Raw genomic sequence first — 19,897 nt, 5'->3', positions numbered from 1 at the left:
ACCTGAATGCTGTCGTGCTGGTTGGGACTGGGTGCCGCCCGGAAAGTTCTTTGTCACCGCCGGGCTGTACCCTGCGCCGACGTGCGGACGTCTATCTGCGCACGTGCCTTGGCCTGGGCCTTGCACGCTTCGGGCCAGGTGGCCGTCGTCTTTGTCGGGAGAAGCTATGAAACAGAATTGGGCCGAGCGCCTGCGCGCAAGCATGCACCACCAGGCGGAGAGCCTCGGCAACCTGCTGGTGGAGGCCTTCCACTACCTGGCCCTGTTCGCCATCGGCGCCACGGTGTTCTGGGCGGCGGGCGCGGCCTTCCTGGGGATGGTGAACAAGGGGCATGCGTCGATCGATGACATCCTCCTGCTGTTCATCTACCTCGAGCTGGGCGCGATGGTCGGTATCTACTTCAAGACCAACCACATGCCGGTACGCTTCCTGATCTACGTGGCGATGACCGCGCTGACCCGCCTGATGATCGCCGACATCCAGCACAACCATACGCCGGACGATGGCATCATCCTGGTCTCGGTGGCGTTGCTCCTGCTGGCGCTGGCGATCCTGGTGGTGCGCTTCGCCTCGGCGCGCTTCCCTTCGGCGAAGTCCGACGGCGCCGCCGCGCGGCGGGTGGCGAGCGAGGACGCCGAAGGGGAAGCCTGATTCGTCGCCGCGCCGGAGCCGGTCTCCGGCGCGCTTCCGCCCGGCGCGCCGGCCAGCGCAACGGCCTGGCAATGTACTACCATCGCCCGGTCGTGTTCAGGAAGCCTGCCCCATGAAGGGATGGAAACTCTTTACCCCGCTGCTGATCCTCGCGATCGTCGCCATCACCCTCTACCTGCGCCTGCACAATCCGCCCCTGCTGTTGCAGGGCGAGGCGGACGCCACCAACGTCATCGTTTCCTCCAAGGCCAAGGGCCGGGTCCAGGTGCTGCACGTGCGGCGCGGCGACGAGGTGAAGCAGGGCGACCTGCTGATCAGCCTCGACAGCCCCGAGCTGGAAGCCCAGCTCGATGCCCTGCACGCGGCGCGCAACCAGGCCCAGGCGCAGCTCGATGAGTCGCTCCACGGTACTCGCGAGGAGAGCATCCGCGCGCTCAAGGCCAGCCTGGCACAGGCCGAGGCCGAGTTGCGCAACGCCGAGTCGGATTTCCAGCGCAACCAGCAGATGGTCGAGCGCGGCTTCCTCTCGCGGACCCAGTTCGACCTCTCGCGGCGTGAGCGCGATGTCGCCCGTGACCGCGTCGCCGAGGCGCGGGCCAATCTCGACGAAGGCCTCAAGGGCGACCGCGAGGAGCGCCGCCAGGCGTTGCAGGCCGCGGTGCGCCGGGCCGACGCGCAGATCGCCGAGCTACAGGCGCAGATCGACGACCTGCAGGTGCGCGCGCCGGTCAACGGCGAGGTCGGGCCGATCCCCGCCGAACAGGGCGAACTGATCAACGCCTACAGTCCGCTGCTGACGCTGGTGCGGCTGGACGACAGCTACTTCGTCTTCAACCTGCGCGAGGACATCCTGGCCAAGGTGCGCAAGGGCGACCGCATCGTCATGCAGGTGCCCGGCCTGGGCGGCGCCGAGGTCGAGACCGAACTGCGCTACATCGCCCCGCTGGGCGACTTCTCGACCAGGCGCGCGACCCGCGCCACCGGCGATTTCGACCTGAAGACCTTCGAGACCCGCTTCTACCCGTTGCAGCCGACACCCGGCCTGCGCCCGGGCATGAGCGCGCTGTGGCGCTGGACGAACTGAGCGATGGCGTGGGCCGCGCTGAAGCGCAACGCCAGCCGTTTCGTCCAGGCGTTCAACACCGAGACGCGGATCGCCTGCCGCAGCTGGACCATCCACTGGCTCGGCTGGTGCTGGCCGCTGCTGCTGTTCGGCGTGATCAGCGGCGTCTACCAGGCCGGTACCCTGCTGGACATGCCGCTGGCGGTGGTCGACAAGGACCATAGCCAACTGTCGCGCAAGTTGATCCGCGAACTCGACGCGACCTCCCACGCCCAGGTGATCACCGTTCCCGCCGGCGTCCAGGAGGGGCTCGACGCGATCCGTCGGGCCGATGCCTACGCCTTGCTCTACATCCCGCCGGACTTCGAGGCCGACGTGCTCGGCGGGCGCGCGCCGAAGGCCGAGCTGTACTACAACGCGCTGCTGTATTCGGCCGGCTACGCCGCCACCCAGGACTTCTCGGCGCTGGTCGCCAGCCTCAACGGCGAATTGCGTCCGCGCCTGGCCGCCGGGATGCCGGCGGCGCTGCCGCACCTGGCGAGCATCAGCGTGTCCTACGACAGCCTGTTCAATGCCAGCGGCAACTACATCTATTACCAGCAGTTCGCCGCCATCGTGCACCTGTTACAGCTGTTCGTGATCGTCACCATGGTCCATGTGCTGGCCCGCGAGGCGCCGGAACTGCGCGCCTCCTCGCCGCACATCCTGCGGGCCAAGGCCCTCGGCGTACGCCTGGTGGGCAAGCTGGCGCCCTACACGCTGCTGTTCACCGCGCTGCTGATGCTGGAAATCTTCCTGCTGGTGGCGTTCTCCGGCGCGCGCATCAACGGCAGCCCGCTGGCGATGCTGATGATCACGCTGTTCTACGTGATTGCCGCGCAGAGCGTCGGGCTGGTGCTGTTCGTCTTCACCGCCAACCGCTTCACCGCCTATTCGCTGGTGGGCATGCTGATCGGCGTCGCCCAGACCTACTCTGGAGTGCTGATCCCGGAATTGGCGATGCCGACCCTGGCGCGGGTGATCGCCGAGGCCGAGCCGCTGACCCACACCCTGCACGGCCTGTTCGACCAGTTCCTGCGCCAGGCGCCGCCCAGTTCGGCGCTCTACACCTGCGCCAAGCTGGCGCTGTACCCGCTGATCGCCTACATGATCGCCAAGATGCGCCTGCGCAGCCGCCTGGACCTGAGCCCGATATGAAGAACTACCTGCAGATCCTCCGGGAAACCCTGAAGGCCATGCTGTCCAAGCCGATGTGGCTGATGGTCGTGGCCTCGGTGTGCATCACCTCGCTGCCGTACATGAACCACACCGCCCTCGACCTGCCGGTGGCGGTGGTCGACGAGGACCACAGCGACGTGTCGCGCGAGCTGGTCCGGCTGCTCGATTCGGCGCCGAAGGTCGCCGTGGTCGGCTACGACAGCCTGCCGCAGGCCAAGCGCGACCTGGCCTGGCGCGAGCTGTACGCGATCATCGTGATCCCGCTGAACTTCGAGAAGCGCCTGCTGCGCGGCGAGGCGCTGGTGATCCCGTACTTCGGCGACGCCACCAACCGCATGGCCAACGGCCAGATCCAGCAGGACATCTCGGCGGTCTACAGCGCGCTGACCAACCGTTACAACGCCGCCCTGCTGGAACGCGAAGGCTTCACCGCGACCCAGGCGCAGGTGGTGCTGAGCCCGCTGGTAGGGCAATTGACCGACCTGTTCAACCCCGGCATCAGCTTCGCCGCGATCGTCCTTCCGGGGCTGCTGTCGCTGATCCTGCAACACAGCCTGCTGCTCGGCTGCACCCGCGGCAACATCATGCTGCGCGGCGGCACCCCGCGCTACATGCGCCAGCCGCTGTCGACCCGCTTCGGCCGCTACAGCGCGCAACTGCTGATCTGGACCGTGCTGGCGATGCTCTTCTACGTGATCTGGCCGCACCTGCTGGGCTATCGCCAGTCGGCCTCGTTCTTCATGCTGCTGGGGATCGTCCTGCCGTTCCTGATCGCGGTGATCGCCCTCAGCGAGTTCATCGCCGAGCTGCTGCCCACCGAGGAATCGGTGTACCTGACCATGACCTTCATCACCCTGCCGCTGTTCTACATGGCCGGCTACAGCTGGCCGGAACAGGCCATGCCGGACTGGGTACGCTGGCTGGCCGACGCGATCCCCTCGACCTGGGCGATCCGCGCCATCGCCGAGATGAACCAGATGGACCTGCCGCTGCGCGAAGTCAGCGACCATGCCCTGGTGCTGCTGGGCATGGCCGCCACCTATGCGTTGCTGGGTACGCTGCTGTACCAGTACCGCAACTGGCGCTGGGACAACGTCAAGGGTTGGTGAAGCGGCGCAAGGCCGGCCATACTCGGCTGGCGTTCGCACAGGGAGATGAAGGAATGTTTCGTTCGGGGCTTTCTTTGCTGGTGCTTCTGGGGCTCGCCACGCTCGGCGGGTGCGGTTCCGTCAACACGCTGGTGCGCGACGACGCCAGCGCCGCCCACGACCTGCGCCTGAAGGCGACCGCCTGCACCAGCCTGCCGCGGGTGTACAGCGGGGTCAGCTACACCTTCTGCCGGCTCAACGTGAAGACCGGGTCGCCGGTGGCGCCGGCGCATGCCGACGGCATCCTCGAGGTGCTGGCCCTCGACTTCGCGCTGTCCGGGGTGATCGACACCCTCGCGCTGCCCTATACCTCGTACCGCCAGTACCGCGACGGCAACCTGTCCCTGGCCAACTGAGTCAGGGAATCAGCGGCAGCACGATCTCGTCGCTGCGGCTGATCCCGGCGGTCTCGCTGCGGCACAGGTCGAGGAACTCGCGCATGGTCGCGGTCTGGTACTTCTGCTTGTGCCAGATGAAGTAGAACTGCCGGCGCAGGTCCAGGCCGGGCGTTTCCACCGGCACCAGGCTGCCGCGGCGGAAAGCGTCGCGCAGGGCCAGGCGGGAAATACAGCCGATGCCCAGGCCGGACTCCACGGCACGCTTGATCGCCTCGGTGTGCTCCAGCTCCAGGCGGATGTTCAGCGGCCGCGGGTGATGACGCATGGCCTGGTCGAAGGTCAGGCGGGTGCCGGAGCCCTGCTCGCGGAGGATCCAGGCCTCCCGCGTCAGCCGTTCCAGGTCGGCGCCGCCCCGCCGCGCCAGCGGATGCTGGGGGGCGCAGAACACCACCAGTTCGTCCTCCATCCAGGGTTGCACCTCGATGTCCGGATGCCGGCAGTCGCCCTCGATCAGGCCCAGGTCCAGCTCGTAGTGGGCGACCTGCTGCACCACCTGGGCGGTGTTGTGCACGTGCAGGCGCACCCGGCAGTCCGGCTGGCGCTGCATGAAGGCGCCGATCAGCAGCGTGGCCAGGTAGTTGCCGATGGTCAGGGTGGCGCCGAGGTCGAGGGAGCCGAAGGCGGTCTTGCCGTTGAGCAGGTTCTCGATTTCCTCGCCGCGGTCGAGCAGCGCCACCGCCTGCGGCAGCAGTTGGCGGCCGAGGGCATTGAGGGTCAGGCGCTTGCCGGCGCGGTCGAACAGCTTGCAGTCGAACTGCCGCTCCAGCTCGCCGAGCGAGGTGCTGGTCGCCGACTGCGACAGCGACAGCCCCTCGGCGGCACGGGAGACGCTCTCCTGCTGGGCCACGGCGACGAACACCTCGAGCTGGCGGAGGGTGAATTTCATCCAGGCTTCCTCGTCTAGAGCGAAAGGCCCCGCGACATTTTGCCGTTCCGTCGGCGGGGTTGGCTCGGTTATCCTTGCGCCCCGTCCGCGGGAGCGATGGGAGCCCTCGGCGGCCGGCGGCCGACCGATATCGTGTTATCCCATATCCATATTCTGGATAAGCATTATCCAGACAATTCATTTTGCGGATATTTTGGCAACCGATAAAATGCCGCGCAACTGCGTCACGTCTGCTGCTGTTGGTGTGCGCCCGCGTTTTCCTAGGAGTCTTTGATGAGCAATCTGTACACCGAGCGCGTTCTCAGCGTGCACCACTGGAACGACACCCTGTTCAGCTTCAAGACCACCCGCAACCCGGGTCTGCGCTTCAAGACCGGCCAGTTCGTGATGATCGGCCTGGAAGTCGACGGTCGCCCGCTGATGCGCGCCTACAGCATTGCCAGCCCGAACTACGAAGAGCACCTGGAGTTCTTCAGCATCAAGGTCCCGGACGGCCCGCTGACCTCGCGCTTGCAACACCTGAAGGAAGGCGACGAGCTGATGGTCAGCCGCAAGCCGACCGGCACCCTGGTGCACGACGACCTGCTGCCCGGCAAGCACCTCTACCTGCTCAGCACCGGCACTGGCATGGCGCCCTTCCTCAGCGTGATCCAGGACCCGGAAACCTACGAGCGCTACGAGAAGGTGATCCTGGTCCACGGCGTGCGCTGGGTCAGCGAACTGGCCTACGCCGACTTCATCACCAAGGTCCTACCGGAACACGAGTACTTCGGCGACCAGGTGAAAGAGAAGCTGATCTACTACCCGCTGGTGACCCGCGAGCCGTTCCGCAACCAGGGCCGCCAGACCGACCTGATGCGCAGCGGCAAGCTGTTCGAGGACATCGGCCTGCCGCCGATGAATCCGCAGGACGACCGTGCGATGATCTGCGGCAGCCCGAGCATGCTGGAAGAGACCAGCGCCGTGCTCGACAGCTTCGGCCTGAAGATCTCGCCGCGCATGGGCGAGCCGGGCGACTACCTGATCGAGCGCGCCTTCGTCGAGAAGTAGGCCTCCGCCGCGCCTCGTCGCGCCAGGCGAAGAAAGCCCCTGCCGTATCCGCGGCAGGGGCTTTCTGCTTTCCGGCCCCCGCTCAGTGCGCCGGGTGCCGGTGCGGGTGGTCGCCGCCCACGCCTTGCAGCACCGCCTGGTCGATCTCGTCGAAGCGCAGTACCCGGCCGCCTTCCTCGGCCGCCAGGCGCGTCGCGGCCTCTTCGTCGGCGAACGAGGCGAGGGTGGCGCCCATGCCGCCCGGCCGCTGGATGCCGACCACGTAGTAGGCGCGGGTGGCGTCGATCAAGCGGGCGTCGTCGGGGTGCCGCCAGTCGGCCTGGCTCATGTCGTGGACATACAGGCGCGCCTGGCCCTGGCGGTTTTCCGGTTGCAGCCACCAGCCGAACAGTTCGGCGGTGGAGCAGAACTTGCGCACCGCGCCGGGAAGCACCGCCTCGCCCTTGGGACCGGGCATTTCCTCGATGAGCATGCCGCAGACGTGGCATTCGTCGCCGCTGGCGATCGGCACCGGGCCGAGTGCCGTGGCGTCGTCCCGCGACGCATCGCAGCCGGCCAGCAGCAGGCCGAGCAGGAGCGTGCCGAGCAGAGGGCGCAGGGGGAGGGTATGACGTTGCATGGCGGAACCTCGTGAGTCAGATGGGGCGGCGGCGGAACAGGCCGTGGGCCAGCGCCAGGGCAGCGCCGGCCCAGAGGGCCAGGGCCAGCCAGAGGGCGCTGGCGGACACCGGCAGGTCGCTGGCCAGGGGAACCACCCCGCCGGCGGCGGCTGCGTCGAAGCCGGACAGGTTGATCAGCCGGTAGAGATCGGTCGGGTTGAGCAGCAACAGCCAGGGCAACAGCCGCGGGCTCAGGTGACCCTGGCTGAGGACCAGGATCGCCAGCAGGGCCAGGTCGAACAGCAGGACGAAGAAGAACCACAGGCCGAGCGCCTGCCCGGCGGCGCTGGATTTCTCGCTGGCGCGGCTGCTCAGGGCGTAGGCCAGGGCGAGGAACACGCAGCCGAGCAGCAGCGAGGAACCCATGAAGCGGCCGAAGGCGCCCAGCAGGATGGCCGCCTCGACCTCCGGCACCAGCACGAGGATCGCCAGCGCCGCGCTGCCGAAGCCGATCAGGGTGGCCAGGGCGAGGATCAGGCCGTGACCGAGGAACTTGCCGAGCAGCAACTGGCCGCGCCCCAGCGGGTAGGTCAGGAGCAGCAGCAGGGTGCCGCCTTCCTCCTCGCCGACGATGGCGTCGTAGGCCAGCAGCAGGGCGATCAGCGGCATCAGGAAGGTGGCCAGGCTGGTCAGGCTGGCGACCGTCGCCGGCACCGAGGTGAAGCCGACCTGGCCGGCCGCGGCGGCGCCGAACCAGGCGATGCCCACCGAGAGCAGGGCGAACAGCAGGCTGATCGCCAGCAGCCAGCGATTGCGCAGGCCGTCGGCCAGTTCCTTGCGGGCGATGGTCCAGACTACGGGCATGGCGTGGCTCCGGCGGGGGCGGGGGACATGTGGTGGCGATAGAGGTCCTCCAGCGACGGCGGCAGGATCTCCAGGTCGAACTCGCGCGCGGCCAGCAGCGCTTCCAGTACGCCGTCGCGCTCGGCATCGTCCAGCAGTACCTCGATGCGCTGGCCGTCCAGTCTCCGCGCCGCCAGGCCGGCCCGGTGCCAGCGTTCGAGCCACTGCGGGTTATGCGGGCTGGCCAGGCGCACGCGGGTCGGCAGAGCCGCCTTGCGGCGCAGTTCGGCGAGGCTGCCGGCCACTTGCAGGCGGCCGCCGGCGAGAATCGCGGCGCGGTCGATGTGCGTCTCGACGCCGGGCAGCACATGGGAGCAGAGGACGATCCCGGTGCCCTGGCCGCGCAGGCGGTCGAGCAATTGGTAAAGCTCGACGGTGGCCAGCGGGTCGAGGCCCACCGTCGGTTCGTCGAGCAGCAGCAGGCGCGGTTCGCCGAGCAGCGCCTGGGCCAGGCCGAGGCGCTGGCGCATGCCCTTCGAGTAGGTTTTCAGGCGCCGCCTGGCGGCATGGCCGAGGCCGACCTGTTCCAGCAGGCGCGCGGCCTCGGCCGGCGCCACGCCCTTGAGGCGGGCGAAGTGGCGCAGGGTTTCCGCGCCGCTGAGCTGCGGGTAGAAGGTCACGTTCTCCGGCAGGTAGCCGAGCTGGCGGCGCGCCTCCAGGCTTCTTGCATCGTGGCCGAGGACCCGCACGCGGCCTTCGCTGGGGGCCAACAGGCCGAGGACCAGCTTGATGGTGGTGGTCTTGCCGGCGCCGTTGTGGCCGAGCAGGCCGAGCACCTCGCCGGGCTCCAGGCGCAGGTCGAGCCCGCTCAGGGCGGTGAGGGCGCCGTAGCGCAGGGTCGCGCCGTCGATCTCGACCAGGCTCATGGCCTCGGCTCCGCGGCGGGCATCCGCATCAGCGGATGGCTGTCGCGCACGCCGGGCGAGCGCACCACCGGGAAGGCGCGCTGGACCCAGCGCAACAACTCGATGCTCGGGCTGTTCAACAGCAGGCGTACCTCCGGGTACAGCCAGATCAGCCGGTCGACGTTGTCGTTGGGCTCGTAGGCGACGTCGCCAAGACCGTCGTCGTCGCGGTCCCAGCCCAGGTAGTCGCTCCAGTAGTTGCCGCGGCCGTCGGCGGACCACTCCTGCTCGCGGCTGGCGACGTACTTGACCTGCTGGCGGTTGCCTATGAAGGCGTTGCCGGCGATGCGATTGTCCTCCGAGCCGGCGGTGAGGTGGATGCCCAGGGCGCTGTCGGCGAAGCTGTTGCCTTCGATGCGGTTGAACAGCGAGTTGTAGATGAACAGCGCCTTGCCCTCGGCGCCGGAGATCATCGCGTCACCGGTGCTGCCGCTGCGCACGCCCTCGACGCGGTTGCCGGCCAGGGTCGAGTAGGTGATGTAGTTCATCAGGATGCCGTAGTTCTCGTCGTCGATGGAGCGGTTGCCGGTCACGGTCAGCTTGCGGCTCTGCATCAGCGCGTAGCCGGTGCGGGTGCGCCGGGTCAGGTTGTCGGTCACCCGGCTGTTGTGGGTGAACATGTAGTGCACGCCGTAGCGCAGGTCCTCGAAGCGGTTGGCTTCGATGCTGCTGTCGTTGGAGGTGTCGATGTAGACCCCGTCGCGGGTGTGGCTGACCCGGTTGCCGCGGACCAGGGCGTCCTTCACCGCATAGAGGTGGATGCCGTTGCCGCGATCCTGGGAGCGCACGCTTTCGTCGCCCTCGATGCGGTTGTCGAGCACCTGCGCGCCCGCCGTGGCGTCGAGCCAGACGCCGAAGCCCGCGCCGCGCAGGTCGTTGCCGCGGATCACGGCGCCGCTGGCGGCCTTGCCGACGAAGATCGCGGCGTCGAGTTCGGTCAGGTTGCGCCCCCAGTTGCGCAGCCGGCAGCCCTCGACGGTGATCCCGGGGCTGGTCAGGGTCAGCAGGCTGCCGTGGCCGCCGCCGTCCAGTTCGGCGCCGGCCTCGCAGCGCAGGTGCAGCGGTCGGTCGATGACGAAGTTGCCGGCGTAGCGGCCCGCCGCCAGGCTCCAGCGGCCATCGCCGTCGGCCCGCAGCGGCAGGCCGTCGACCGGCTCCGCGCGGGCCGTGGCGAGGCCGAGCAGGAGCAGGGCGAGGAGCGGCCCCGCACGGCGCCCGGCCATCGACCGCGCTGCGTGGATCAAGCCTTTTCCACCAGCATCCGCCCGCACATTTCCATGTGCAGGGCGTGGCAGAACCAGCTGCAGTAGTACCAGTGCACCCCGGGCTTATCGGCGACGAAGGTGATCGACGAGGTCTGTTGCGGGCTGATCTCCATGCAGACGCCGTGGTTGACCATGACGAAGCCGTGGGTCACGTCCTCGATCTCGTCGAGGTTGGTGATGGTCACGGTGACTTCGTCGCCCTGCTTCACCTTGAACTCGGTGAGGCCGAAGGAGGGCGCCATCGAGACCATGTAGACGCGGACCTTGTTGCCCTCGCGGATGACCTTGTTGTCCTTCATCAGGTCGATGCCGTCCTTTTCCGCGCGCTTGACCGTCTCGGCGAAGAACGGGTCCTTGCGGTCCCAGATCTTGCGGGTCTTGATCTGGTCGCGGCGGGCGAGGATGCAATCGTGCGGTTCGGCGAAGGTCGGGCCGTCGTGGACCAGCTTCATTTCCTCGCCGGAAATGTCGATCAACTGGTCGTTCTCCGGGTGCAGCGGACCGGTGGGCAGGAAGCGGTCCTTGGAGAACTTGCTGAGCACCACGATCCACTTGCCGTCGGCTTCGCTGGTCTCGCACAGGGTGGCGTGGTTGTGCCCCGGCTGGTACTGCACGTCGAGTTTCTGGCGGATGTAGTCGACCTTCTCGCCCTTGTAGGCGCGCACCGCGTCGGCCAGGTTCCACTTCACCAACTGGCTGTCGATGAACAGCGTGGTATAGGCGTTGCCTCGGCCATCGAAGGTGGTGTGCAGCGGGCCGAGGCCCAGTTCCGGCTCGCCCACCACCACGTCGCGCGGGTCGGCCAGCTTGCCGGCGAACAGGTCGCCGAGGCGCTCGATGGCGATCATGGTGCAGGTCGGCGAGAGCTTGCCGTTGGCGATGAAGTACTTGCCGTCCGGCGAGGTGTTCAGCCCGTGGGGATTCTTCGGTACCGGGATGTAGCGGGTCACCGGGCTGTCCTTGCCGTCCTTGCGCCGGCCGTCGACCACCGGCACCTTCGAGTCGCCGAGGGTGACGAAGCGCTTCGCCTTGATCTCGGCCTCGATGCGCGGGATGTCGAACACCACCACCCAGTCGCGCTCGTTGCGCATCATGCCGCCGAGGTCGACGGCCTTCTCCGAGTTGTAGCAGGTGGAGGCGGCGAACCTGCCGCTGTAGTCCATGTCGGTGTTGTCGAGGTTGCCGTCGACGATCACCTGCCAGGCCACTTCCATGGTCTCGGCGTCGATGGCGTTGTACAGGGTGAAGGCGTTGTCGCCGGACAGGTCGAAGGTCGAGCCGTCGTTGGGATGGGGGATGATGAACTCGGCGTTGCAGAACACGTAGCGGGTATGCGGCACCTTTTGCAGGCGCAGGCCGTGGATCGCCTGGACGTTGGGAATGGTGACGATGCGGTCGCATTTCATGACGTCCAGGCGGATGCGCGCGACCCGGCTGTTGGCCTTGTCGTTGATGAACAGGTACTTGCCGTCGTACTTGCCGTCGGTCATCGAGATGTGCGGATGGTGGCAGTCGCCGTTGAGGAAGCGCGCGCTGTCGCCGAGGACCCGCTTGCTCTCGTTGGTCAGGCCCCAGCCGGTGGCCGAGTCGACGTTGAACACCGGTATGCGCATCAGCTCGCGCATCGACGGCACGCCGAGCACGCGTACTTCGCCGGAATGTCCGCCGCTCCAGAACCCGTAGTACTCATCCAGTTCGCCGGGGGCGACCTCGGCCTTGCTGCGCTCGCCCTTGCCCGCGGCCCGGGCCTCGCGGCCGACCACCGCGCTGCCCAGGGCGCTGGCGCCAACCAGGGCGGCGGCTCCGGTCAGCGCCGAGGCGCCGAGGAAGCCGCGGCGGTTCAGGCCGTGGGTTTCTTCGTGGGGGCTTTTCGTGTCGTCGCTCATCTCGTGTCGTCCTCAAGGGCAGTCAGGGGAAAGGGAGCCAGGTCAGAGGTTCTCCGCGGGTATTCGCGCGTTGTCCGCCGGCGCGCTCTTCGCGCGCTTCTTGCGCTTGTTCACCAGCGGCGGGCACTTGTCCTGGTCGTGGTAGGTCATCTGGCAGTCGAGGCAGTAGTGGCATTCGTTGGCCTCGATGCGGCCGTCCGGATGGATCGCCTGGATCTCGCATTCGCGGGCACAGAGCTGGCAGGGCCTGCCGCATTCCGCACGGCGCTTGAGCCAGTCGAACAGGCGCGCCTTGGCCGGGATCGCCAGGGCCGCGCCCAGCGGGCAGAGGTAGCGGCAATAGACCTTGCGGGTGAACAGGTTGACCACCAGCAGCGCGACGGCGTAGGCGACGAACCACCACTGGCGGTCGAAGCCGAGGGTGATGGCGGTCTTGAACGGCTCCACCTCCGCGGCCTGCTCGGCCAGCGCCAGGGATTCCAGGGAGAGACCGAAGAGCACCAGCAGGATGATGTACTTGATCGCCCAGAGCCGCTCGTGCACGGCGAACGGCACCTGGAACTGCGGCACGCGGAGCTTGCGCGCGAGTTCGTTGAGCAGTTCCTGTAGCGCACCGAACGGGCACAGCCAGCCGCAGAACACGCCGCGGCCCCAGAGCAGCAGGCTGGCTGCGGTGAAGGTCCAGAGGATGAACAGCAGCGGGTCGCTGAGGAACAGCTCCCAGCGGAAGCCTTCGAACAGCGCGTGGACGAAGGTCAGCACGTTGACCACCGATAGCTGGCCGAGGCTGTACCAGCCCAGGTAGACCAGGGTGAACGCCAGGTAGCCGGTGCGCAGTCGCTGCATCAGGCGCGGCCGTCGCACCAGGCGGTCCTGGAGGAAGAGGATCGCCAGGAGCAGGACGAGGGCGGTACAGAGGACCCCGATCTGGAAACTCTTCTGGTACCAGACCCGCAGCCACAGCGGCCGGGCAGCCTCTTCCAGGGCGGCCAGTTCCTCGGCCGTTGGCTGCGGCCGCTCCAGGTATTCCTCGGGCGTCTGGCAGGCCAGCTCGAAGCTGGTGAATACCCCCGCCACCGGGCCGGTCTGGCGCCGCACGAGCAACTCCAGGGTCCAGGGCGAGCCCGGATCGAAACGCTGGCTGGCGCGGGCGACGAAGATCGCCATCTCGCGGAACTCCGGCATGCCTTCGGCGTAGACGTCCGACAGGCGCTGGTAGTCGAGGTCGCGGAAGCTGATGATGTCGCCGAACTGGCGCAGTTGGACCCGATCGAAGATGCCACCGCGCACGTAGCCGGAACCCTTGAAGGAATACTCGCCGTCGCCGAGCACGACGAAGGCGTATTCGCCTGGCTTCAGCGACGCCATCAGTTCGCGGTACTGGTTGTCGCCGAGCAGGCTGCGGCCCACCGCGGGAGGGTTGAGCAGGGCGCTGTAGAGATCGATGAACGGCTCGTCGCGGTGCGCCGCGTCGGCTTCGCCGATGCCTTCGGCCTCGCTGCCCTTGAAGGCGTCGTCGATCTGCCCGCGACTCAACTGCAGGCGGCGGATCGCGCCGTTGCCGAGCAATTCGCTCCAGCTCGCCGTCGCTGCCGGTTGCTGGCGCACCTGCGCCGGCTTGGGCCGCACATTGCCGCGGTCCTCGATCAGGCCGAGGGAAACCGCCACCGTATGTGCGGCGCGCATGACGATCTCGTTGACCACCATCACCGTCACCGTGGCGCCGCTCACCGCGTCGACGGTAACCGCCTGCGGGTCGCTGGAGCGGCCGACCACCACCCGCTGGTCGGCGCGCACGCCGTCGTACCTGGCGCTGAAGGCGTGCAGCTTCTCTTCCGGGATGCCGATCAGCAGGATCGGTTCGTGGTGTTCGAGGACGTAGGCGTCGCGGATAACCGCCTGCGGATCGAGGATCACCTGCAGGTTGATCGGCTTGCCGGAGTAGGCCGGGATGTCGGTGACGCTGAGGGTCTGGAAGGCGTAGCCGAGGGTTTCCTCGCCCTTGCTCAGGCGGCGTACGCCGTAGTCGCCTTCGGGGTCGCCGATCCGCTCGACCGCGGGGAATACCTGGGCGATGCGCAGACGCTCCAACTCGCTGAGTTCGGCACCCTGGGCGGCGAGGCCGACCAGCAGGAGCATCCAGGCGAAGACACACCGCCACGATCCGGCGGAAAAACGAAGGGCGCGCATAGGTTCCATCTACTACTGGCTACCGGCGAAAAAAGGGACGCCGCGCTGCGGTGGGGTCTGCGCCTGGCGGTGGAATCGCTTCCGTTGCCGGATGCTAGGAGGTGCGGGGGCGGAACGCGCTTGATGAAAGTCAAGAAGTGGAGATGAGGAGCCAGCGAGGTTGCTGGCACTGAGTGTACCGAGTCGCCCCTCTCCCTTCAGGGAGAGGGGGAGAGGGCTGCCCGAGGCTCAGGCCAGGCGCTGCCCGGATATCGCCGGATGGTACAGCGGCTGCACCTTGTTGCCCGCCGGGTCGAGCAGGTGGAAGCTGCGCGCGCCGTCGCCGTGGTCGAAGGGTTGGTCGAGCAGGGTCACGCCCAGCGCCTTCAGGTAACGGTACCAGGCTTCCAGTTCCTCCACGCTGTCGACGACGAAGCCGTAGTGATCCATGGTCTGCAGGCCGTTGCTGGCGGCGTGGGCGCGGCCGAGGGAAAGGTTGTCGTTGCCGCAGGTGAGATACACCAGGTCTTCGTTGGCGCGGTTCAGCACTTCCATGCCCAGCACGTCGATATAGAAGCGCTCGCATTCTTCCAGGTTGGGCACCAGCAGGGCGAGGTGACGCAGGCCGTTGAGACGGGAGGGGCGGGCAGGGCGGTCGGACATGGGCTTGCTTCCTTTTTTGTATACAATAATTTTGTAAATCTAAAACAAAAGGAAGTTTCCGTGTACTGCATCTTTATCAAGACCCGCCTCAGGCCCGGCTGCGCCGAGGCTTTCATCGATGCCATCCAGGTCAACGCCGCCGCTTCCGTGTCCACCGAGCCCGGCTGCCTGGTGTTCGACGTTTCCCGCGACCGACAGGACCCTGACCTGGTCTATCTCTACGAGATCTATCGCGATGACGCGGCCTACGAGGCGCACACCCGCACCGCGCATTTCCGCGACAGCCGGCCGTTGGTCGAGCCGCTAATCCTCGAACAGGAAGTCTTCGAAAGCGACGCGCTGGCGCTCAATCCGCTGCGCTGAGAAGGCTCAGTCGCCGCGGGCGACGTCCAGCACGCGGATCAGGTCCGGGCGCGGGTAGTGCCAATGCACGTCGAGGTCCCACAGGCGCACCCCGTAGCGGCGCCCGGGCTCCGGCTTCTGGTAGGCCGGACGCGGGTCCTGGGCCAGGCACTGCTCGATCAGCTCGGCCACCGGCTGCCGCAACCGCTGGCCGTGCTCATGGGCCTGGCGCCGCGCCTGCTCGCTCCACTCCACCGCGATGCCCGGCGGCGGCGCGTCGGCGATGCCGTTGCGGGCGTCGGCCACGGCGTCGGCGTAGGGTACGTAGGGCTTGATATCGAGTACCGGGGTGCCGTCGAGCAGGTCGATCCCGGACAGCCACAGGCGCCCCGCTTCGAAGCCCTCCAGGCGCACCACCGACTGGCCGATGCCGTTCGGCCGATGGGTGGCGCGGGTGGCGAAGACTCCCAGCGAGCGGTTGCCGCCCAGGCGCGGCGGGCGCACCTTCAGTCGCGGCTTGTCTTCCAGGGCCTGGTGGAAGAGGAACAGCAGCCAGACATGGCTGACCTGCTCCAGGCCTTCCAGCGCTTCCGCCTGGTCGAACGGCGGCAGCAGTTCCAGGGTCCCCCGCGCCGCCGGCGCGAGCAGCGGCTGGCGCGGGATGGCGAACTTCTCCATGAAGCAGGAGCGGATGTAGCCGATGGGAGAAACGCTGTGGGTCATGGCGGGACGAGGCGAGCGGTCGGGGGCGTCATGTTACCCGGATTGGCGGCGCTCAGAGATGAAAACCGCCGTCGATGGGGATCACGTTGCCGGTCATGTAGGCGCCGGCGGTGCCGGCCAGGCTGATCGCCAGCGCCGCCATCTCCTCCGGGCGACCCCAGCGGCCCATGGGAATCGACGCGCTGTCCGCCTCCAGTGCCTGCGGGTCATTGGCGATGTGACGGGTCATGCGGCTCGGGAAGCGTCCGGGAGCGATCACGTTGACATTGATGTGCTCGCCGACCAGTTCCTTCGCCAGCATCCGCGACAGTTGATGCAGCGCGGCCTTGCTCGGCCCGTAGGCATAGGCTTGTTCGCCCATGGCGCTGATGCCCGCCACCGAGCCGATGTTGATCACTCGCGCCGGATTTTCCGCGCTGGCCGAGCGGCGCAGCAGCGGCAGCAGTTGCTGGATGCAGGAAAACACCGAGGTGACATTGAGCTGCATGACCTTTTCCCAGCCGGACACCGGATAGCTTTCCAGCGCTGCGCCCCAACTGGTGCCGGCGTTGTTCACCAGGATATCCAGCCGCGCGCTGAGTTCGCCGAGCGCCTGCGCCAGGCGCCGGGCACCGGCTTCGCTGGAAAGGTCGGCAGGGATCGCCTGGCAATCGCCGTAGGCCGAGAGGCGTGTGGCGGTGTCGGCGCAGGCCTCTGCGTCACGTGCGCAGATGAAGACGCGGGCGCCGGCTTCGAGAAGACCCTGGGCGATCATCTGGCCGATGCCGCGGCTGCCGCCGGTGACCAGGGCGACGCGGCCGGCGAGGCTGAAATAGGGATGCATGGGAAACACTCCGGGCTGGGCAGGGGAGATCAGCCTACGATTCGCCTCGCTGCCGGCGCAGCACTATCCAGATACGGAATGACGTGGCATCCGTGGCTCAGCGGCTACTGCGGCGATGCCACAGATACAGGTAGGCGATCAGGTTGACCAGCAGAACGATGGCGCCAAGGATCCATTGCACCGCCGGGGTCAGGCCGGCGGGATAGATCAGCGGCAACAGGTAGTGCTCGACGAAGCCGCCGCTGTAGCCGGCGTCCCCGGCGGCCCGGCGCAGACGATTCTCCAGCGGGGTCAGCGGACAGGGCAGGCCGAGGAACTCAACGGCGCAGCCCCAGGCCACCGCCGGCAGGTGCAGCCAGGCCAGGCGTGGCCAACGCAACGGCAGCAGGCCGCCGAACAGGACGAACAGGATGAAGCCCAGGTGCAGCCAGACCAGGGCATCGGCGGCCAGGCGATAGCTCATTCGGCTCTCCCTCGTGGCGTTGGAGGGATAACGCCACCGCTACAGGGGCCGGCGGATAACCGCCTTGCGGTTACTCGCCCATGGTTGGGCCATCCATAAAGAAAAAGCCGGCGAATGCCGGCCATTTCAAGCGCTACGCGTGGGCTTCGGCGCTCAGGCCTGGGCCAGCTCCGCATCGTGTGCGATCAGGGCGACCAGCGCGTTCTGCTGACGGTGGGTCAGCTGGCGGAAACGCTGCAGCAGCTCGCGCTCGTGCAGGCTGAGTTCCGGGCTGTCCAGGCGAACACCGAGATTGTCTTGCAGCGCCCCTTCCTGGAGCAGGCTCTGCTCGAGTCGGGCGATGATCTCGGAGTTCATGCTGCGGTGATGGCTGCGAGCGACTTCTGCGATCTGCTCACGCATGCCCTCGGGCAGACGAACGACGAATTTGTCAGCGGTACGGCTGGAGTAGGTAGGAGTTGCCTGTTTCAGTGGGCGCATACATTGAACCTGTAGAGTCAGGGAAAAGCGGTGCCGAGGAAGCGTTCATTGTTCTCGGGCCTATGACCACGATTTCCGCCAGCCGTTCAGTCTGTTATTTCGGAAACAACAATTAGTTGACGTCAATTGTGCGTTGCGTGACGGCGTTTTGCCAGTACCAGCTATCTGAAATGCGAGCGATTCAACAAAAGCCTAGTTTTCTACTGGGGTTAGATGATGGCCTTCTGACCACCGGTCGTTCAATGGATTGTCACTCGACTGTCATCGTCACTTCACCGGTCTGACACAGTCTCCTCCTATCTTGGTCTACACCAGATGGCGCCGCTGGCGTCTTCGTGCAACCGATTGGAGGGGAGAACGATGAGCGCGGTGATCTGTGTCGACAGCCTGAACAAGACCTTTGCCCGCAAGCAGGCGCTTTTCAACCTGAAGCTGGAGATCCAGGCGGGCGAGATGGTGGCGTTGATCGGTGCATCCGGCTCCGGCAAATCCACGCTCCTGCGTCACGTCGCCGGGCTCGCCCGCTGCGACCGCGACAACGGCGGCAGCATCGACGTGCTGGGTCGCCGCCTGCAGGCGTCCGGTCGCCTGAGCGGCGAAGTGCGCCGCCTGCGCGCCGACATCGGCTACATCTTCCAGCAGTTCAACCTGGTCAACCGCCTCAGCGTGCTGGACAACGTCCTGCTCGGCTTCCTCGGTCGCATGCCGCGCTGGCGCGGTTCGCTGGGGCTGTTCAGCGCCGAGCAGAAGCGCCAGGCCCTGGAAGCGCTGGCGCGGGTCGGCCTGGCCGATCTCGCCGGGCAGCGCGCCTCGACCCTCTCCGGCGGCCAGCAGCAGCGCGTAGCCATCGCCCGCGCCCTGACCCAGAAGGCCGAGGTGATTCTCGCCGACGAACCGATCGCCTCGCTCGACCCGGAGTCGGCGCGCAAGGTGATGGACATCCTCGCCGACATCAACCGCCACGACGGCAAGACCGTGGTGGTGACCCTGCATCAGGTCGACTACGCGTTGCGCTATTGCCCGCGCGCGGTGGCCCTGAAGGGCGGCCGGATCCTCTTCGACGGCAGCAGCGAGCACCTTTCCGAAGGCTTCCTCAACGAACTCTACGGCGCCGAAGGGGATACCCCGCTGCTGTTTTCCGACCGTGCCCGGCGCGGGGCGGAGAGCCAGCGGGAACTGACCCTCGCGCGCGCCTGACGTCATTCGAACCGCATAAAAACCCGCCAAACCCTGCCCAGGAGTTCTCTCCATGTTGAAACGCTTCAGTCGTGTGCTCGCGGCTTCCGCCCTGCTCGCCGGCTCCCTTGCCGGGATGGCGCACGCCGACCAGCCGGTGATCAATTTCGGGATCATCTCCACCGAGTCGTCGCAGAACCTCAAGAGCATCTGGGAGCCCTTCCTCAAGGACATGAGCCAGCAGACCGGCTACCAGGTGAAGGCCTTCTTCGCCCCCGACTACGCCGGGATCATCCAGGGCATGCGTTTCGACAAGGTCGACATCGCCTGGTACGGCAACAAGGCCGCCATGGAAGCGGTGGATCGCGCCCACGGCGAGATCTTCGCCCAGACCGTCGCCGCCAGCGGCGCGCCGGGCTACTGGAGCCTGCTGATCGCCAACAAGGACAGCAAGATCGACAGCGTCGAGGACATGCTGGCGAACGCCAAGAGCCTGACCTTCGGCAACGGCGATCCGAACTCCACGTCCGGCTACCTGGTGCCCGGCTACTACGTGTTCGCCAAGAACAACGTCGACCCGGTCAAGGCCTTCAAGCGCACCCTCAACTCCAGCCATGAGGTCAACGCCCTGGCGGTGGCCAACAAGCAGGTCGACGTCGCCACCTTCAATACCGAGGGCATGGAGCGCCTGGAATTGACCCAGCCGGAGAAGGCCAGGCAGCTCAAGGTGATCTGGAAGTCGCCGCTGATCCCGGGCGACCCGCTGGTGTGGCGCAACAACCTGAGCGACGAGCAGAAGAACAAGCTGCGCGACTTCTTCTTCAAGTACGGCGCCAACGCCGAGCAGAAGAAGGTCCTCGCCGACCTGCAATGGTCGAAGTTCCAGCCCTCCGACGACGACCAGTTGCTGCCGATCCGCCAGCTCGAGCTGTTCAAGCAGCGCACCGACGTGGCGAACAACGCCAACCTCGGCGCCGAAGAGAAGGCCGCCAAGCTGAAGGCCCTCGACGAGGAGCTGGCCAAGCTGGAGAAACGCATGGCCGAGCGCGAGCAGAAGACCGCCGCCAACGCCGGCTGATCCACCC

General features: G+C 67.1%; 21 protein-coding genes. 9 read left to right on the top strand and 12 right to left on the bottom strand.

Features of this window, described 5'->3' with window-relative positions:
* Positions 1-166 precede the first annotated feature (166 nt).
* The 5 genes from VQ065_RS23150 (at position 167) to VQ065_RS23130 (ending at position 4,437) form a co-directional block, all read left to right on the top strand.
* Positions 167-652, top strand: a complete 486-nt coding sequence (locus tag VQ065_RS23150) for a phosphate-starvation-inducible protein PsiE (protein ID WP_003091838.1) — start codon at positions 167-169, stop codon at positions 650-652.
* Positions 653-764: 112 nt separating this feature from the next.
* A complete protein-coding gene (locus VQ065_RS23145) occupies positions 765-1,736 on the top strand; it encodes an HlyD family secretion protein (protein ID WP_003091837.1) in 972 nt (323 codons plus the stop codon).
* A 3-nt stretch (positions 1,737-1,739) separates the two neighbouring features.
* Positions 1,740-2,912: an ABC transporter permease gene (locus VQ065_RS23140; RefSeq protein WP_003111478.1), complete on the top strand. Its 1,173-nt coding sequence runs from the start codon at positions 1,740-1,742 to the stop codon at positions 2,910-2,912.
* Positions 2,909-4,042, top strand: coding sequence for an ABC transporter permease (locus VQ065_RS23135; protein ID WP_003098675.1), 1,134 nt, complete (start codon positions 2,909-2,911; stop codon positions 4,040-4,042). Before VQ065_RS23140 ends, VQ065_RS23135 begins: the two co-directional genes overlap by 4 nt.
* A gap of 53 nt (positions 4,043-4,095) precedes the next feature.
* Positions 4,096-4,437: a YceK/YidQ family lipoprotein gene (locus VQ065_RS23130; RefSeq protein WP_003091834.1), complete on the top strand. Its 342-nt coding sequence runs from the start codon at positions 4,096-4,098 to the stop codon at positions 4,435-4,437.
* Between the two features lies 1 nt (position 4,438).
* On the opposite strand, the gene VQ065_RS23125 is transcribed toward VQ065_RS23130, so the two are convergent.
* Positions 4,439-5,365 carry a LysR family transcriptional regulator gene (locus VQ065_RS23125; RefSeq protein WP_003091833.1) on the bottom strand — a complete coding sequence of 309 codons (927 nt, stop codon included), beginning with the start codon at positions 5,363-5,365 and terminating at the stop codon, positions 4,439-4,441.
* Positions 5,366-5,638: 273 nt separating this feature from the next.
* Here VQ065_RS23125 and fpr point away from each other — a divergent pair, with 273 nt between their 5' ends.
* Entirely contained in the window at positions 5,639-6,415 is a 777-nt protein-coding gene (fpr, locus tag VQ065_RS23120) for a ferredoxin-NADP reductase (RefSeq protein ID WP_003091832.1), read from the top strand.
* Positions 6,416-6,497: 82 nt separating this feature from the next.
* Here fpr and VQ065_RS23115 read toward each other — a convergent pair whose 3' ends face one another.
* From VQ065_RS23115 to VQ065_RS23085, 7 genes are all read right to left on the bottom strand, one after another.
* Complete coding sequence (locus VQ065_RS23115; protein WP_003091829.1) at positions 6,498-7,034, bottom strand: nitrous oxide reductase accessory protein NosL; 537 nt, start codon at positions 7,032-7,034, stop codon at positions 6,498-6,500.
* Positions 7,035-7,050: 16 nt separating this feature from the next.
* Entirely contained in the window at positions 7,051-7,878 is an 828-nt protein-coding gene (locus tag VQ065_RS23110; RefSeq protein WP_003091826.1) for an ABC transporter permease, read from the bottom strand.
* Complete coding sequence (locus tag VQ065_RS23105; protein ID WP_003098683.1) at positions 7,869-8,783, bottom strand: ABC transporter ATP-binding protein; 915 nt, start codon at positions 8,781-8,783, stop codon at positions 7,869-7,871. The genes VQ065_RS23110 and VQ065_RS23105 overlap by 10 nt, the downstream gene beginning before the upstream one ends.
* Positions 8,780-10,066, bottom strand: a complete 1,287-nt coding sequence (locus VQ065_RS23100) for a nitrous oxide reductase family maturation protein NosD (RefSeq protein ID WP_014603954.1) — start codon at positions 10,064-10,066, stop codon at positions 8,780-8,782. The genes VQ065_RS23105 and VQ065_RS23100 overlap by 4 nt, the downstream gene beginning before the upstream one ends.
* A complete protein-coding gene (gene nosZ, locus VQ065_RS23095; protein WP_003098686.1) occupies positions 10,063-11,973 on the bottom strand; it encodes a TAT-dependent nitrous-oxide reductase in 1,911 nt (636 codons plus the stop codon). The genes VQ065_RS23100 and nosZ overlap by 4 nt, the downstream gene beginning before the upstream one ends.
* A gap of 42 nt (positions 11,974-12,015) precedes the next feature.
* Positions 12,016-14,163 carry a transcriptional regulator NosR gene (nosR, locus tag VQ065_RS23090; RefSeq protein ID WP_014603953.1) on the bottom strand — a complete coding sequence of 716 codons (2,148 nt, stop codon included), beginning with the start codon at positions 14,161-14,163 and terminating at the stop codon, positions 12,016-12,018.
* A gap of 228 nt (positions 14,164-14,391) precedes the next feature.
* A complete protein-coding gene (locus VQ065_RS23085) occupies positions 14,392-14,805 on the bottom strand; it encodes a VOC family protein (RefSeq protein ID WP_003091813.1) in 414 nt (137 codons plus the stop codon).
* 60 nt (positions 14,806-14,865) lie between these two features.
* On the opposite strand from VQ065_RS23085, the gene VQ065_RS23080 reads away from it, so the two are divergent.
* Entirely contained in the window at positions 14,866-15,168 is a 303-nt protein-coding gene (locus VQ065_RS23080) for a putative quinol monooxygenase (RefSeq protein ID WP_003091811.1), read from the top strand.
* Positions 15,169-15,174: 6 nt separating this feature from the next.
* On the opposite strand, the gene tsaA is transcribed toward VQ065_RS23080, so the two are convergent.
* From tsaA to amrZ, 4 genes are all read right to left on the bottom strand, one after another.
* Positions 15,175-15,870, bottom strand: a complete 696-nt coding sequence (gene tsaA, locus VQ065_RS23075) for a tRNA (N6-threonylcarbamoyladenosine(37)-N6)-methyltransferase TrmO (RefSeq protein ID WP_003091808.1) — start codon at positions 15,868-15,870, stop codon at positions 15,175-15,177.
* Positions 15,871-15,922: 52 nt separating this feature from the next.
* Positions 15,923-16,693 carry a 3-oxoacyl-ACP reductase RhlG gene (gene rhlG, locus VQ065_RS23070; protein WP_003091805.1) on the bottom strand — a complete coding sequence of 257 codons (771 nt, stop codon included), beginning with the start codon at positions 16,691-16,693 and terminating at the stop codon, positions 15,923-15,925.
* A gap of 97 nt (positions 16,694-16,790) precedes the next feature.
* The gene (locus tag VQ065_RS23065) at positions 16,791-17,156 is read right to left on the bottom strand and encodes a DUF2784 domain-containing protein (RefSeq protein WP_003091804.1); all 366 of its coding nucleotides are present in this window, start codon (positions 17,154-17,156) and stop codon (positions 16,791-16,793) included.
* Positions 17,157-17,309: 153 nt separating this feature from the next.
* A complete protein-coding gene (amrZ, locus tag VQ065_RS23060) occupies positions 17,310-17,636 on the bottom strand; it encodes a transcriptional regulator AmrZ (protein WP_003091802.1) in 327 nt (108 codons plus the stop codon).
* Between the two features lie 360 nt (positions 17,637-17,996).
* On the opposite strand from amrZ, the gene phnC reads away from it, so the two are divergent.
* A complete protein-coding gene (phnC, locus tag VQ065_RS23055) occupies positions 17,997-18,833 on the top strand; it encodes a phosphonate ABC transporter ATP-binding protein (RefSeq protein ID WP_003091798.1) in 837 nt (278 codons plus the stop codon).
* Between the two features lie 52 nt (positions 18,834-18,885).
* Positions 18,886-19,890 carry a phosphonate ABC transporter substrate-binding protein gene (gene phnD / locus VQ065_RS23050; protein ID WP_003091795.1) on the top strand — a complete coding sequence of 335 codons (1,005 nt, stop codon included), beginning with the start codon at positions 18,886-18,888 and terminating at the stop codon, positions 19,888-19,890.
* Positions 19,891-19,897: the final 7 nt, after the last annotated feature.

The organism is Pseudomonas sp. KBN10P06128 (assembly GCF_037574945.1).
In the GTDB taxonomy this organism is placed as follows: domain Bacteria; phylum Pseudomonadota; class Gammaproteobacteria; order Pseudomonadales; family Pseudomonadaceae; genus Pseudomonas; species Pseudomonas aeruginosa.
The sequence above is the reverse complement of the archived record's forward strand: the minus strand, read 5'-3'. Positions and strand labels throughout refer to the sequence as shown.